General features: G+C 63.7%; 12 protein-coding genes. 4 read left to right on the top strand and 8 right to left on the bottom strand.

The window, feature by feature from the left end; genetic code table 11:
* Positions 1 to 18 precede the first annotated feature (18 nt).
* Complete coding sequence (locus tag EOA27_RS04555) at positions 19 to 1989, top strand: BTAD domain-containing putative transcriptional regulator (protein WP_126083147.1); 1971 nt, start codon at positions 19 to 21, stop codon at positions 1987 to 1989.
* A 147-nt stretch (positions 1990 to 2136) separates the two neighbouring features.
* Here the strand turns inward: EOA27_RS04555 and EOA27_RS04550 are convergent, their stop codons facing one another.
* The 4 genes from EOA27_RS04550 to EOA27_RS04530 form a co-directional block, all read right to left on the bottom strand.
* Complete coding sequence (locus EOA27_RS04550; protein WP_126083146.1) at positions 2137 to 3162, bottom strand: DMT family transporter; 1026 nt, start codon at positions 3160 to 3162, stop codon at positions 2137 to 2139.
* A 631-nt stretch (positions 3163 to 3793) separates the two neighbouring features.
* Positions 3794 to 4603: an endonuclease/exonuclease/phosphatase family protein gene (locus tag EOA27_RS04540; RefSeq protein ID WP_189342586.1), complete on the bottom strand. Its 810-nt coding sequence runs from the start codon at positions 4601 to 4603 to the stop codon at positions 3794 to 3796.
* A gap of 24 nt (positions 4604 to 4627) precedes the next feature.
* Entirely contained in the window at positions 4628 to 6088 is a 1461-nt protein-coding gene (locus EOA27_RS04535) for a phospholipase D-like domain-containing protein (RefSeq protein WP_126083145.1), read from the bottom strand.
* 62 nt (positions 6089 to 6150) lie between these two features.
* Positions 6151 to 6978 carry an oxidoreductase gene (locus EOA27_RS04530; RefSeq protein ID WP_127255595.1) on the bottom strand — a complete coding sequence of 276 codons (828 nt, stop codon included), beginning with the start codon at positions 6976 to 6978 and terminating at the stop codon, positions 6151 to 6153.
* A gap of 74 nt (positions 6979 to 7052) precedes the next feature.
* Here EOA27_RS04530 and EOA27_RS04525 point away from each other — a divergent pair, with 74 nt between their 5' ends.
* Positions 7053 to 7985, top strand: a complete 933-nt coding sequence (locus EOA27_RS04525) for an AraC family transcriptional regulator (RefSeq protein WP_126083143.1) — start codon at positions 7053 to 7055, stop codon at positions 7983 to 7985.
* Between the two features lie 31 nt (positions 7986 to 8016).
* On the opposite strand, the gene EOA27_RS04520 is transcribed toward EOA27_RS04525, so the two are convergent.
* From EOA27_RS04520 to EOA27_RS04510, 3 genes are all read right to left on the bottom strand, one after another.
* A complete protein-coding gene (locus EOA27_RS04520) occupies positions 8017 to 8664 on the bottom strand; it encodes a class I SAM-dependent methyltransferase (protein ID WP_126083142.1) in 648 nt (215 codons plus the stop codon).
* Between the two features lie 77 nt (positions 8665 to 8741).
* The gene (locus tag EOA27_RS04515) at positions 8742 to 8984 is read right to left on the bottom strand and encodes a hypothetical protein (RefSeq protein WP_126083141.1); all 243 of its coding nucleotides are present in this window, start codon (positions 8982 to 8984) and stop codon (positions 8742 to 8744) included.
* Positions 8985 to 9087: 103 nt separating this feature from the next.
* Positions 9088 to 9837: a DUF899 family protein gene (locus EOA27_RS04510; RefSeq protein ID WP_126083140.1), complete on the bottom strand. Its 750-nt coding sequence runs from the start codon at positions 9835 to 9837 to the stop codon at positions 9088 to 9090.
* A gap of 120 nt (positions 9838 to 9957) precedes the next feature.
* Between EOA27_RS04510 and EOA27_RS04505 the strand changes: the two genes are divergently transcribed.
* Positions 9958 to 11178 (top strand): helix-turn-helix domain-containing protein, encoded by a 1221-nt coding sequence (locus tag EOA27_RS04505; RefSeq protein WP_126083139.1) that lies wholly within the window; start codon positions 9958 to 9960, stop codon positions 11176 to 11178.
* A 31-nt stretch (positions 11179 to 11209) separates the two neighbouring features.
* A complete protein-coding gene (locus tag EOA27_RS04500; RefSeq protein ID WP_126083138.1) occupies positions 11210 to 11848 on the top strand; it encodes a DUF5074 domain-containing protein in 639 nt (212 codons plus the stop codon).
* Between the two features lie 24 nt (positions 11849 to 11872).
* On the opposite strand, the gene EOA27_RS04495 is transcribed toward EOA27_RS04500, so the two are convergent.
* A complete protein-coding gene (locus EOA27_RS04495; protein ID WP_127255592.1) occupies positions 11873 to 12961 on the bottom strand; it encodes an acyltransferase family protein in 1089 nt (362 codons plus the stop codon).
* Positions 12962 to 13191: the final 230 nt, after the last annotated feature.

The raw sequence follows: 13191 nt of genomic DNA, 5'->3' as shown, positions 1-13191 counted from the left end.
CTGGGGAGCCGTTGAGCAATGCAAAATGCGGAAAGCCGTGCTGCAAGTCGGATTTTGCTTTTCGGCGGTTTCCAGCTTGAAAAGGAGGCTGGCGGCACAATTTGGCTCACCGGTAAGCGCGGCCCCGCAATTCTTGCATATCTGGCTCGCTGTCCGGGCATGGCGGCGCCGCGCGAGCGGCTGGCCGATTATCTATGGACCGACAGCGACAGTGGACACTCGCGCAACAGCCTGCGGCAAACGCTCAGCGTCCTGCGCCGGGATCTGGCGCGACACGGCTTGGATATCATCTATTCCCACAAGGACCTGATCGGTCTGAGGCCGGAAGCGGTGCGGGTCGATGTCGACGAGTTTGAAACCGGCCTGTCGGCCCGTTCGGCCTCGGAACTCCAGGCTGCGTTGACTCTCTACAGTGGACCGTTTCTCGACGGCTTTCATGTCGGCACCAACGTTTTCGACGATTGGGCGGCGTCCGAACGCGAAAGGCTGCAGAGCCGCGCGCTTCAGTCGCTGGAAAAGCTCGCCCGTCTCGTGGACGCCGAAAGCGGCTTGGCTGTTGCTGATCGAATGGTGTCCATGGAGCCGACGCGGGAGGAATCCTATCGGCTGAAGATGGAACTGCTGCTTGCATGCGGTCAGCGCGACAAGGCGTTGCGGACCTTCGAGACTTGCAGAAGCGTCTTGAGGAAGGAGTTCGGTGTCGACGTCAGCGCGGAGACGCGAGCGCTCTGGCAATCGCTGCTTTCCTCCACCGAGCCATCATCAAACCTTCAGACGGCCAATGGAGCTATCGCCGGTCAGCGCTCGGGACGCCCATCCATCGTCGTGGCCGACATCGTCAATCTGACAGGACAGCGTGGTGACGACTTCTTCGCCAAGGGTCTCGTTCACGATATCACCACGGCGCTTTCAGAGGTGGCCGACTATATCGTGCTTTCGGCCCTCGAGAAAAACGGCGAGGAACCGAGGGCGCCGGCTGGCGTGCGGGCGCGCTATACGCTCAAGGGCAGCATCCAGAGGTCCGGACACGAGCTCAGGGTGAACATCCAGCTTGTCGACGCCGCTGATGGACGCAATGTCTGGGCGCAGAAATTCGACGACCACTCGGAGAACGCGCTCGCTTTCCAGGACAGGATCGCGCAGTCGGTCGTGCTGGCAGTCAGCCTTGAGCTTCAATTGACCAACTGGAAGGTTCGCGACAAGAGCCCGCCTGGTCCTCCAGAAGTGCGCCGGCTGGTGAACGAAGCCCTGATGAAATACTTCGAGATGACGCGGGACTCGCTCCTGGTCTCGAAGGATCTCGCCGAAAAGGCTCTTTTGCTGGCGCCCGACAACGTTCGCGCGAAACGGACGCTGTCCATCGCGACGACCATGGGTGTTGCGTTCGGTGCTCTGCCTCGCGAGCAGGAGCATATCGACCGTGCGATCGAGCTTGCCGAAGACTCGGTAAGAGCCGTACCCGATGACGAAATTGCCCGCTGCATCCTGTCATTCGCCTACGAATGCGATGGCCGGATCGACGAGGCGATCGTGCAATGCCAGCACGCAATCAGTCTCAACCCGAGCTATCCCAGCAGCCACGGCGATATTGCGATGCTCTTCGCCTTGCGCGGACAGGTCGGCGAGGCGGTCCGCGCGGCAAACGAGGCGATCCGCCTTGGAGCGCATGACGTCATCGACTTCTGGCGCCACCACGGCATGGTCATGGCGTTGTTCGCGGGCGGAGACGACCGGCGGGCGCTCGAGGTCGCCCGCAAGGTAGTCAGGACAAAGCCGGGATTCCTGCGCGGCGCGCTTTTTTGGGCGGCAACTGCCGCGGCGACGGGAAATGATGAAGAAGCGTCACGGGCCATCCACCACTGCCTGTCACAACTCCCGCATCTCAACCTCGGCAATGTCGCTCCCGGGTTCATGCCGCGCTATTTGAGGGACGGCCACCACTCGCGGTTTCTTGAAATGCTTTCGAAAGCCGGCCTCCCCGCTTCCTAATGCCTGTCGCCCAAACGTGCGCAGCGGTTTTGGGCGTACGACATGCATCAAACAAAGACTTAAAACGCCTCGCCTGGATCCGGTTCAGCGCGACGCGATTTAGAGCAATTCCGGGCGGAAGACCCGTCACATTTTTTCAGGAATTGCTCAGGTTCTTTGCTTGTCCAGCCAAAGTGCCACCATTGCCGTCAGCAACATGAAACACCCGAGTGCCTGCCAAGCCGTGAGAGTTTCGTCCAGGAACAGGAATGCCAGTCCGGCGGCAACCGCAGGCTCGATCATCGATGCGACGAGTCCAGTCACCGCGGAGCGGCACCGCGCCATGCCCGCGCAGTAGCAGACATAGGCGAGAGCTGTCGGCCCTAAACCGAGATAGATCAGAACCGAGATGCTTCGCCAGTCCCCCATGGCCGCGCCGAAATGCGTGAGACCGCCTGGAGCGACTATCATGGCCACGGGTGCGAGAACCAGCGATGCGATGATCAGGCCAAGGCCCGAAACAAGGTTCGGCGAATAGGCAACGGAAAGCGAGCGAGCGGCATTGGTCATCACGACGAAGGCCGCAGATGCCAGCAGCGACAGAGCAAGGCCCAATAGAAGGTCGAGCGGTTGTTCCGATGCCGTATCGACACTTACGAAAGTGACGAGGCCTGCGATCGAGATCGCAAGGGGAAGCACGACCTGCCGCGATATGGGTTCGCCAAGCTTCCTCAGTGACCAGAAGACGGCGATGACCGGTGGCAAGCAAACCGTCAGAAAGACCGTTATCGTCACTCCCAGCAGCGTGAAGCTGCGGAACAGGCAGACCTGGAAGGTGGCGCAGGAAATGCCGAACAGGAGAAATCCCGAAAAGCTGCCCGCGCTGGCCTTAACCCTGCGGGTGCCGCCTGTTACCCGCGCCACCAGGAGTATGGCGGGCCCGGCAATAGCCGTGCGGACGAATCCGTAGACCTCGTCCGGCATTGCGATTTCATGCGGGACAAACCTGCTTGCGACACCCACGGTCGCCCAGAGTGTGGCGGCGCACATCACCAGCGCCAGCCCCCAGAGGTGATCAGGCGAGAAACCGATCATGTAGGGCTGGCCGATCTTCCGGCATTTTTCGATCGTCTCCAGGTATCGCCTGCCGTCTTCGCCCAGGACTTCGGTGGCAACTCTTTCATTGCTTTGCATCGGCCGTTGATCCCCTTGTCTTGTCCTGGCGAATCGGAGTCGATTTTTTGGTGGGTTGGCTCCGAGCGGCACGACAAGCCTCGCCGAAGATCCCGCGATGTCCTTAGTGAAAGAGGCGTCAGCCGAGCGCTTGGGAAAGGCCGGCGAGCGTCTCGTCGATCGTTAGGATCGCGTCAGGGTTCCGTCAGGAGAGGTGGTGCGCAAGGATGGTCTCCGCCCACAGCGGCGCAAACGGCAGGTCGCAGGCAGTGATCCGGCTGCACGACACCGGCACCCCGACGGTCCAGAACGGCGGCGCGGTCAGCAGTATTGATGGCTATGTTGGTATCAGTCCCGACACAAATGGCACTGTGACGGTGGACAGCACGGGGTCCGGCGCGCTGAACATCGGCGCCGCCTCGCCCTTGCCGGCGGCTCCCCCTTCACGATCGCCGGCGCGCCCATCGCACGCGATGCGGCGGTGGTGGAAGCCGGCCTCGACTTGAACTTGACGCCGGCCGCGACCCTCGGTGTCTCCTATGGCGTCCAGTTCGGCTCGGGTCTCTCCGACCAGTCCGTGCGGGGCGGACTTCAACTGGAAGTTCTGAGACGAAGCTTCGCCGTATACCGGCTGACCGTCGTCGGCGGCAATCTACAGATGCACGAAAGCCGTCAGCGGCAGATGGTCGGAGGCGACGCGCGACAGCGGCGTGTCATGCGCCTCGACGCCTGAAACCAAACCGTGCCGATTGCCCATGATGCGGTCGAGCGCCAGCACCGGCAGGCCCGACGGGAAGGTCGGCACCGCCGGCGGCGTCGGCCCGAAGGTCGTGTGCAGTGTGTTCAGCGCCGAGCGGTTGCCGAGCCGCCATTCGTTGAGGTCGCCGAGCAGCAGCGTCGGCCTTTCATCGGCGCTGCTCATGATGTCGAGCACGACCCGGGCCTGTTCGGAGCGCGAGCGGCGCAAAAGGCCGAGATGGGCGGCGATCACGCGCAGCGACCGTTTCTCGTCAAGATCGATCTCGGCGACCAGCGCGCCGCGCGGCTCCAGTCCCGGCAGCTTGAGTTGGTGGACGTCGCGTACGGTGCCGCGTTTGAACAGGAGCACATTGCCGCGCCAGCCATGCCCCTTGCCGTTGCCCGAGACCGGCACCGGCACGAGTCCCGTCTCCAGTTCCAGGCGAGCGAGATCGAGCAGCCCGGCCCTGTCGCCGAAGCGATTGTCGGCTTCTTGCAGGGCGATCACATCGGGGCTGATCTCGCGGATGACGCGGGCCGTCCTGTCAGGGTCGAACCTGCGGTCCGTGCCGATGCATTTGTGGACGTTGTAGGAGGCGACGACAATTTCAGTGTCGTTGACTCGCTTGCGCGGCGTCGCCTTCGCCTTGCGCGCGTTCCTGGCGCGGATCGACAGGAGCACGGTCCCCGGCAGGCTGCGTCCCTTGATGTCGTCTATCTCCATGATCCTGCTGCTCGATTTCCTGCTCTAAAGATAGGGCGATCCCAGCCACAGCAAACGGTCGAAGACGCGGACTACGAATGGTCTTGCATTCAGCGTCTGCAGCGTCACCGGCTGGGCGGTCGAGATGGCGGCCGCGATGCGGGCGTCGATCTCGGCGGCGAAGTTTTTGTCCAGGACTTCCATGTCGATCTCGAAATTCAGCCTCAGCGAGCGCGCGTCCAGATTGGAGGAGCCGACATAGGCCCACACGCCGTCGATCGCCATCAGCTTGGAATGATCGAACGAGCCCTCGTGGCGCCAGACCCGGCAATAATGCTTCAGCACCTGGTCGAACTGCGCCGTCATCGCATGATCGACGAGGAAAAGATTGTTCACCGCCGGCACGACGATGTCGATTTCGACGCCGCGGCGGCCAGCCGTGGTCAGCGCGCTGATGAACTCCCGGTCCGGCAGGAAATAGGGCGACATGATGCGGATCGACTTGCGGGCGACCGAAAAAGCGCCCATCAAAAGCTTGAGGTTGGTTTCGTTGGAGGCGTCCGGCCCGGTCGCCACCGCGCGCACCAGCACCGGCTGCCCGGGCGGCGGCGCGGCGCGCTCGACCTGCCAGGGCCCGTCCTTCAGGGCCTCGTTGCCGGCAAAGCGCCAGTCCTCGGCCGCAACCGAGAACAGGTCGGCCACAACCGGCCCGGTGACCTCGAAATGCGTATCCCGCGAACTTTCGGAACCGGCGAATTCGGCGGAGAATCCCTTGCGGATGTTCATGCCTCCCGTGAACGCCACCGCGCCGTCGACGATCAGGATCTTCCTGTGCGTCCTCAGATTGGCATAGGGAAGCCTCAGGCCCATCACGATGTTGCCGTTGAAGAGGTCGACGATGACGTCGACCTCCCTGAGTTGTTTCAGGATGCTCGGCACCGAATAGCGCACGCCGACGGCGTCGATCAGCACGCGGACAGTGACGCCGCGCTTGACGGCGTTGCCGAGCGACTGGACGAAAAGCGCCCCGACCGCATCATTGTCGAAAATATAGGTTTCGAGCAGGACGCTTCTTTGCGCGGCATCAATTGCCCGGCACATCGCCGTATAGGCCTCGTCGCCGGTCTTGAGCACGGCGATGGTGTTTCCGGATGTCAGCGGACGCCGCGCCACCCTGTCGCCAAGCGTCTTCAACCCGGTGAAGCGCTGGCCGAATTCGGCGTTGATCAGGGCTTCGAGCGCGACGTCGCGGTCGTGCCTGGCGGCGGCCGCCTCGGGTGAAACCGGCCGCATCGCGCTGATCGTCGCGCGGCGGATGCGGTTGATGCCGGCAATGGCGTAGATGATCGCGCCGAGGAAAGGCGACAAAAGCATCACGCCCACCCAGCCGGTGGCGGCGCGCACGTCCTCCTTGGTCATGATGGCGTGCACGATGCCGACCGCCGCCATCGCCAGCGAGAGGATCAGGATTAGCGTCGACCAGTGACTCGCAATCGCGTCAAGCATTGACCCGACTATGGAGCGAGCCGGGGCGGAAAGGCAATGCGGCGGGTTATTCCCGCGCTCATTCAGCCATCGGTCGAGATGGTTACGGCCCTCCAGGCTTCGATCTCCTGCTGCAAGCGTTCGATACGCTCGGACACGAGCTTGAGGGCGTCGCTGCCAAGCAGAAGCTGCGGCGGCGGAGCTTCGGATTCCACCAAAGCCAATACGGCCGTTGCGAGCTTGTCCGGATCGCCAAGCTGCTTGCCGCTTTTCGTCAGCCGGGCTTCCCGGATCGGGTCGAACAGCGCGTCATAATCCGCGATAGACCTTTCGGTCCGGACCATGGAGCGCCCGGCCCAGTCCGTCCGGAATGAACCGGGGCAGACGGCCGTGACGCGAACGCCAAACGGGGCCATTTCCGAACGCATCACCTCCGATATGCCCTGGAGCGCGAACTTGCTGCCGCAATAGTAAGCAATGCCCGGCATCGTGATCATGCCGCCCATCGAGGTGACATTGACGATGAAGCCACGGCGTCGCTCGCGGAACTTCGGAAGAAAAGCCTTGGCGACCGCCACGGCTCCGAAGACGTTCACGTCGAACTGACGCCGCATCTCTTCGAGCGGCGACTCTTCAAGCACCCCTTCGTGGCCATAGCCGGCATTGTTGATCAGGACATCGACGGGCCCGTGCTCCTTCTCCGCCTGCGCGACGACGTCCGGCACGCGGTCGAACTCCGTGACATCGCACATGACCGTCCGCATCGCGGGCAGGGATCTGCCGAGTGCCGCGCGTGACGTCTCGAACCGTACGGTGCCAATGACCGTATGGCCTGTTTGGATTGCGGCGGAAGCGATGGCGAGGCCAACGCCGGAATTGGCGCCGGTGATGAAGAAGGTCTTTTTCGCCATGGTCTGGGGTCCTTGTTGATGGAGTGCGCCTTGGCAAATAGTATGGTGCGGCGGTCACCTGGATTGCGGTTTCTATGAATTCCTTGCCAAATCCTATCGAAGCAGACCCTGGACGAAAACGGGAACTGGTCGAGCTTGCCGGAACTCTGGCCGAACGCATTGGATACAATGCCACCGCGATCGAGAGCGTACGGGTGCTTCGGACGGAGGCCGCGCTCCATGACGTCCCGGTGCTTTATGAACCGGGCGCGGTGTTCGTCCTGCAGGGAAGCAAGCGAGGCATCCTCGAACAGGAGGTCTACCTCTACGACGAAGAACACTATCTGGCGGTGTCGGTGCCGGTTCCGTTTCGGATGGAGTCAACGGCCAGTCCCGATCGCCCGCTGCTTGCCGTTTATGTCGCGTTCGACATGCGGCTGGCGGCCGAGATTGCCGCGCTGCTGGAGACGCATTCCGCAATGGGAAGCGACAGGCCGCAAAGCCTCACATCGAGCAGGATGGAGGCCGATATTGAGGATGTGCTGCTGCGCCTCTTGAAGGCGCTTCGCAGTCCTGCTGAGACCGCCGTTCTTGGATCAAGCCTCCTGCGCGAGCTGCATTACCGGGTGCTGATCGGCCCGCAAGGCGGCGCAATGATCGCAGCCTTGCAGCAAAGGGGCAGGTCGGGAAGGATCGTGCGGAGCCTTGCATGGCTGCGGGAAAACTACAGCTGCGAAATCTCGGTCGCCGATCTGGCGAGAGAAGCAGGCATGAGCGTGCCTTCCTACCACGTCCATTTCAGGGAGATGACCGGAAGCAGCCCGATGCAGTACGTGAAAGCCATGCGGCTGCACGAGGCAAGACTGATGATCGCGCGCAAGGGCACGATCGCTCAGGCCGCGGCTTCGGTCGGCTATGCGAGCGCGGCTCAGTTCAGCCGCGACTTCAAGCGGCATTTTGGGCGCACGGCTTCTGAAGAGATGAACTGGGTCCGTCGTCATCTGGGCGAGCTTGCCTGGGCCGAGTAGTTCGCCATTGGCGCTCAGCCGGCTCCTGGACCTATGGCTTCCTGAAGAAGCCCGACAGAATATTCGGTCCCGCTTCTCCGGGCCGCAGCCTGATCCCGTCCTCGAAACAGTTCAGGGTCATGCAGTCGAAGCCGTTATGGGCGAGCAGCGCCACCAGCGAGTCGCGGTCGAAGTGGTGCAGGTGCTCGTTGGGGAGGCGCATGCGCCAGGTTCGGAACCACGCGTCGCCGTCGGCGCCGAGCTCACGCCAGCGGCAATAAGGGACAGCGACGGCCAGATGCCGGGTCTTAAGGCGGGCTAGGAAACTGAGATCAGGGATGTGCTCGAGCACGTCGAACATGGCGACGAGATCCCACGAGCCGGCGAGCGCCTCCTCCCAATCGACAAAGCGGACACCTTGGGGCAGCGGAAACTCGGCGATGTCGCAGCCGGCGCAATCGGCGACGCCTGTTATCTTCGCGGCTTCGATGAATGTGCCGGTGCCGTATCCGATTTCGAGCACCGAGCGCGGAATTTCGCCGGTGATCCCCAGCACCCAGCCAAGCCGCTGATAGCCGAGCTTGATGGTCCGGTCGCTCAAGTCCTCGTAGTACGAGATGTATTTCTTGTCGTACTTGATCGGCGTGAAGTCGATCTGGTGGATCACGCCGAATTCGTCCGCCTCATAGTTATCCAGCATTCAGACGCCGCCTCCGCATCCGAATTATCTACATGGCAGAGCTAAACGCAACGTAACGGGAACGCTGAGCGCTTGCGTCAAATCCCATTGGTGCGCCTCGCCATCAGCCGCAGCCAAGGCGTCAGATGGAAGCCCGCCATCAACAGATACATCGGCGCCATACCGCTCAGCACCGAGGCGGCCGACATGCACATCGTGTCGTGGTCGCCATAGGCAGCCGTCAGCAGCGCCATCATGGCGAAGGTTGGCGCCGCGGCGAGGCAGAGCCAGTCGGCGAGGCCGAAGCCGCTCAGGCGAGGGGCGGGGTTGTCGATGCTCATAATATCCACCTTCTGAAGCGGTCAGGTTTGCAGGGGTCAGAGAGACAAGGCTTGGCGAGATCGGCTCCGGCGACGTGTGGCCGCCGCCGGAGTCGCTTCGCGCTCAGGCGCTCTTGTTGCGGAACGCCGCTTCACCGGCATCCGAGACCTCGACCCATCTCTGGTCTGGGGCGGCGCCTGCTTCGTAATTGTCGTGCCAGTTCCACCATTTATAGGTCTGGGTCTGCGGATAGCCCTCGGGCGAATCCTCCCACACCTCCTGACGGCCGAGCGGCGTGACGTCGAGATAGCTCCACACGGTGCCGAAGGCTTCGTCGCCGCGGTTGTTGACGAAATAGGTGCGGAAGATGCGCTTGCCGTCATGGATGAAGACGTTGTGGCCGTGCCATTGGTCGACGCCGAAATCCTTATCCCAGCTGTCGGTGATGGTGTACCAGGGCATTTTCCAGTCCATCTGTTGCTTCAACCGCTGGATGTCGGCCTGCGGCGCGCGCGAGGCATAGGCAAGCGTGGTGTCGCGGGCGTTGAGATGGGCGAGGTTGCCGACCATGTCGGCGCCGAGCGAGCAGCCGCGACAGGCGTGTTCGGGCCAGCCAAAGACACCCGGCTCGAAGAAGGCGCGGTAGATCACGAGCTGGCGGCGGCCTTCGAAGAGGTCGAGCAGGCTCGCCTTGCCGTTCGGGCCGTCGAACACATAATCCTTGGTCACTTCCATCCACGGCATGCGGCGGCGTTCGGCGGCCAATGCGTCGCGGGCGCGGGTCATCGCCTTTTCCTTGACCAGCATTTCTTCATAGGCGCCTTCCCACGCTTCCTGCGAAACGACCGGCGGTGTCTTCATGTGTTGGGTCATTGCTCTTGTCCCGTTCTTGGGTTTGGTTGGGGGTGACAGGGACAGACATAGGCCGCATGGTTCGATGGTGAGAGTTACAAGTGTGACGCGATTTGATCCGGCGGGCCCTGAGGCGGCGGCATGGACTCGCTGATCAACGCCGCCGGGCGCGCGCTCGCCGCGGGCGATCCGCTCGGCGCCTTGAAGCGCGTCGCGCTGCGCGACGACGCGCCGGCGCTGGCGCTGCGCGGCATCGCGATGGCGCAGCTCGGCGATTTCGCCAAGGCAAAGGCGCTGCTGAAGGACGCGGCGAGGGCCTTCAGTTCGAGGGAGACCGTCGCCCGGGCGCGCTGCGTCGTCGCCGAGGCCGAGATTGCCCTGGTCTCACGCGACCTCGGCTGGCCGGAGAAGGCCCTGCGATCCGCGCGCGCCACGCTTGCCGCGCATGGCGACCGGCTGAACGCTGCCTATGCCGGCAGCCTCGAGGCGCGCCGCCTCATCCTGATCGGCCGGCTCGACGAGGCCGAGCGGCTGCTTTCGGATTTCGATCCGGCGCCGCTGCCGCCGGTTGCGCGCGTCGCGCATGAACTGGCCGCGGCCGGCGTCGCGGTCCGGCGCCTGAGGACGAAGGCCGCGCGCTCGGCGTTCGGCCGGGCATCGCTGGCCGCCTACGAAGCCAACATCCCGGCCTTGAAGGCCGAAGTCGAAGCGGCATCCCTGGTCTTGAACACGCCGGTCGGCAGGCTGATCGCGCGCGGCACAGAGAAAGATCTGCTGCTCGACGAGGTCGAGACGCTGCTGACCTCGGGCGCGCTGGTCATCGATGCCTGCCGCAACGTGGTGCGCGAGGCCGATGCGGTCGTCTCGCTGGCGACACGGCCGGTGTTGTTCGCGCTGGCGCGCACGCTTGCCGAGGCATGGCCGGCGGATGCCTCGCGTGAGTTGCTGTTGAGACGCGCCTTTCGGGCAAGGCACGCGGATGAATCTCATCGCGCGCGGCTGAGAGTCGAGATGGGGCGGCTGCGCGCGGAGCTCGCCGGCTTGGCCGAGATCAATGCGACCGCCGCCGGGTTTGCGCTGACGCCCCTCAATGCCGCCGACGTCGTCGTGCTGGCGCCGCCTGTCGAGGAGGAACACGGCGCGGTGCTTGCCTTCCTGACCGATGGCGAGGCCTGGTCGAGCTCCGCGCTGGCGATCGCGCTTGGCGCCAGCGCGCGCACCGTGCAGCGAGCGCTGGAAGAACTGTCGACGCAGAATAAGGTGCAGCCGGTCGGCCGCGGCCGGGCGCGCCGCTGGATGATGCCGCCGGTGACCGGATTCCCGACTGTGTTGTTACTCCCGGGGCCGCTGCCGACCGACTAGTCTGCGGCCATTGTTCGAATGGAGGCTGAAAATGAAACGAGCCGCTGCCGAGATCCTGCGCGAATACGGACCGTTCCCCGGCGTCGAGCGCGTCAATGGCGTCACCTATGACGGCCAAAATATCTGGTTCGCCAGTGGCGACAAGCTGAACGCGCTCGATCCCGACAGCGGCAAGATCGTGCGTACGATCGATGTCGCCTCGCATGCCGGGACTGCCTTCGATGGTGAGTATCTCTACCAGATTGCCGAGGATCGCATCCACAAGGTCGACCCGAAGATCGGCAAGGTCGTCGCCACCATTCCTGCCCCCGGCAATGGCGGCGATTCAGGCATGGCCTGGGCCGAGGGTTCGCTCTGGGTCGGCGAATACCGGGCGCATAAGATCCATCAGATCGATCCTGAAACAGGCAGAGTGATCCGCACGATCGAATCCAAGCGCGTCGTCACCGGCGTCACCTGGGTAGACGGCGAGCTCTGGCACGCCACCTGGGAGGGCGAGGAGGGCGACCTGGTGCGCGTCGATCCCGACACGGGCGACGTGCTGCAGGAGCTGGCGATGCCCTCCGGCGTGTCGGGGCTGGAATCGGACGGCGGCGGCTGCTTCTTCTGTGGCGGCGGCAGCAGCGGCAAGATCAAGGCCGCGAAGCGTCCGGGACACGGCGCCAAGTAACGGGCTGGCGAAAGGGCGGCGCGGTCAGGCCGCTTCGCGCGCCGGCCGCGTCATGGGCTTGCTGGAGGCTTTCGCGGCGTTCGGCCCGTCGACATGCGCCCAGGCCGGCCGCTCGAACAGGAAGGCGCCGAAGCCGATGCGCTTGACGATGAAATAGAGCACCACCGGGCTGATGACCGAGACAAGCAGCACAGCTAGGCTCAGCATGCCGGTGTCGGTCAGAAGGCCGCTCGCCAGCATGACACCGCGGAAGATCGACATCGGAATGGTGAAGGCGACATAGACGACCAGCGAATGCTCGCCGAGCCAGCGCAGCCACTCCATGGAAGCGAATTTCGACAGGAAGCCGCCGGCCACGCACAGCGCCACCGCGCCGGCCACGGCAAGCGCCAGATGCAGCGGCGGCCAGGCCGCCAGGCCCATCTGCATGCCGACCGGCTGCATGGCGTAGCCCGGCGAATAGACGAGCAGCCCGTTGACGAGCGCCCAGGCAAGCAGGCCCGCGACGGCGACCGCCGGCCGCGTCTGCGTCCATTCGACCAGCCGGAAGATCAGCGGCGCGAGCACGAAGCCGAGATAGAAGAACACGAAGTAGGCCGCGAACTGCTCGAGCGCGTAGCTGTCGGGCTTCGGCGCCCACATCTGCAGCGCGGCGGCAGCCAAGATGACGATCCAATGCGGCACTTTGAATTCGCGCAGAACGCGGATGACGATGCCGAAAACCGCCAGCATGTAGATGAACCACAAGACGCCATAGGGCTGGACGACGGCCATTGCGAGGTCGTGCAGCATGCCGGCGGGGTCGCGGCTGAAGATGCCGATCTTCAGTCCGATCGAGATGAGCGCCCACAGCACGTAGAAATAGAGATAGTGGACGACGCGGCGGTCGACATAACGCCGCCACGGCCGGTCGATCACCTGCGACAGGAACAGGCCCGAGATCAGGAAGAATTCCGGCATGCGGAAGGGCGTCGCGAAGCCGATGACATAATGCAGGAAGCCGACGCCGCCGGTGTATTCGCCGGTGTTGTAGGCCGAATACATCATCACCACCAGGATGATGGAAAGGCCTTTTGCCGTGTCCACCCACGGCATGCGGTTGGGGCTGCTCATGCGCGATCTCGAGGAAAATTCAACTGCCGCGATTGTAGCGGACCGACGAATGCCCCGCAGCAACAAGCTTACGATATCGTAAACGGAAACCTTGTTCGGGGCCCGCGTTAACCATCGCCTTACGGGGACCGCGCGGCGGCATGCGTCTCGCGCATCAAGACCGCCACGATCGCGCCCGACAGGAACGTCAATGCAGCAATGGCCGCAATCGCCGCGGCGAAGCCGAAGAA

The sequence above is a fragment of the Mesorhizobium sp. M2A.F.Ca.ET.037.01.1.1 genome (assembly GCF_003998075.1).
Taxonomy (GTDB): domain Bacteria; phylum Pseudomonadota; class Alphaproteobacteria; order Rhizobiales; family Rhizobiaceae; genus Mesorhizobium.
The sequence above is the reverse complement of the archived record's forward strand: the minus strand, read 5'-3'. Positions and strand labels throughout refer to the sequence as shown.

Bases quoted from the DNA above. Each gene is read 5' to 3' on its own strand.
- EOA27_RS04500 (WP_126083138.1), top strand. From the start codon at position 11,210: ATGAAACGAGCCGCTGCCGAGATCCTGCGCGAATACGGACCGTTCCCC.
- EOA27_RS04535 (WP_126083145.1), bottom strand. From the start codon at position 6,088: ATGCTTGACGCGATTGCGAGTCACTGGTCGACGCTAATCCTGATCCTC.
- EOA27_RS04520 (WP_126083142.1), bottom strand. From the start codon at position 8,664: ATGCTGGATAACTATGAGGCGGACGAATTCGGCGTGATCCACCAGATC.
- EOA27_RS04495 (WP_127255592.1), bottom strand. From the start codon at position 12,961: ATGAGCAGCCCCAACCGCATGCCGTGGGTGGACACGGCAAAAGGCCTT.
- EOA27_RS04505 (WP_126083139.1), top strand. From the start codon at position 9,958: ATGGACTCGCTGATCAACGCCGCCGGGCGCGCGCTCGCCGCGGGCGAT.
- EOA27_RS04510 (WP_126083140.1), bottom strand. From the start codon at position 9,837: ATGACCCAACACATGAAGACACCGCCGGTCGTTTCGCAGGAAGCGTGG.
- EOA27_RS04515 (WP_126083141.1), bottom strand. From the start codon at position 8,984: ATGAGCATCGACAACCCCGCCCCTCGCCTGAGCGGCTTCGGCCTCGCC.
- EOA27_RS04530 (WP_127255595.1), bottom strand. From the start codon at position 6,978: ATGGCGAAAAAGACCTTCTTCATCACCGGCGCCAATTCCGGCGTTGGC.
- EOA27_RS04525 (WP_126083143.1), top strand. From the start codon at position 7,053: ATGAATTCCTTGCCAAATCCTATCGAAGCAGACCCTGGACGAAAACGG.
- EOA27_RS04550 (WP_126083146.1), bottom strand. From the start codon at position 3,162: ATGCAAAGCAATGAAAGAGTTGCCACCGAAGTCCTGGGCGAAGACGGC.
- EOA27_RS04540 (WP_189342586.1), bottom strand. From the start codon at position 4,603: ATGGAGATAGACGACATCAAGGGACGCAGCCTGCCGGGGACCGTGCTC.
- EOA27_RS04555 (WP_126083147.1), top strand. From the start codon at position 19: ATGCAAAATGCGGAAAGCCGTGCTGCAAGTCGGATTTTGCTTTTCGGC.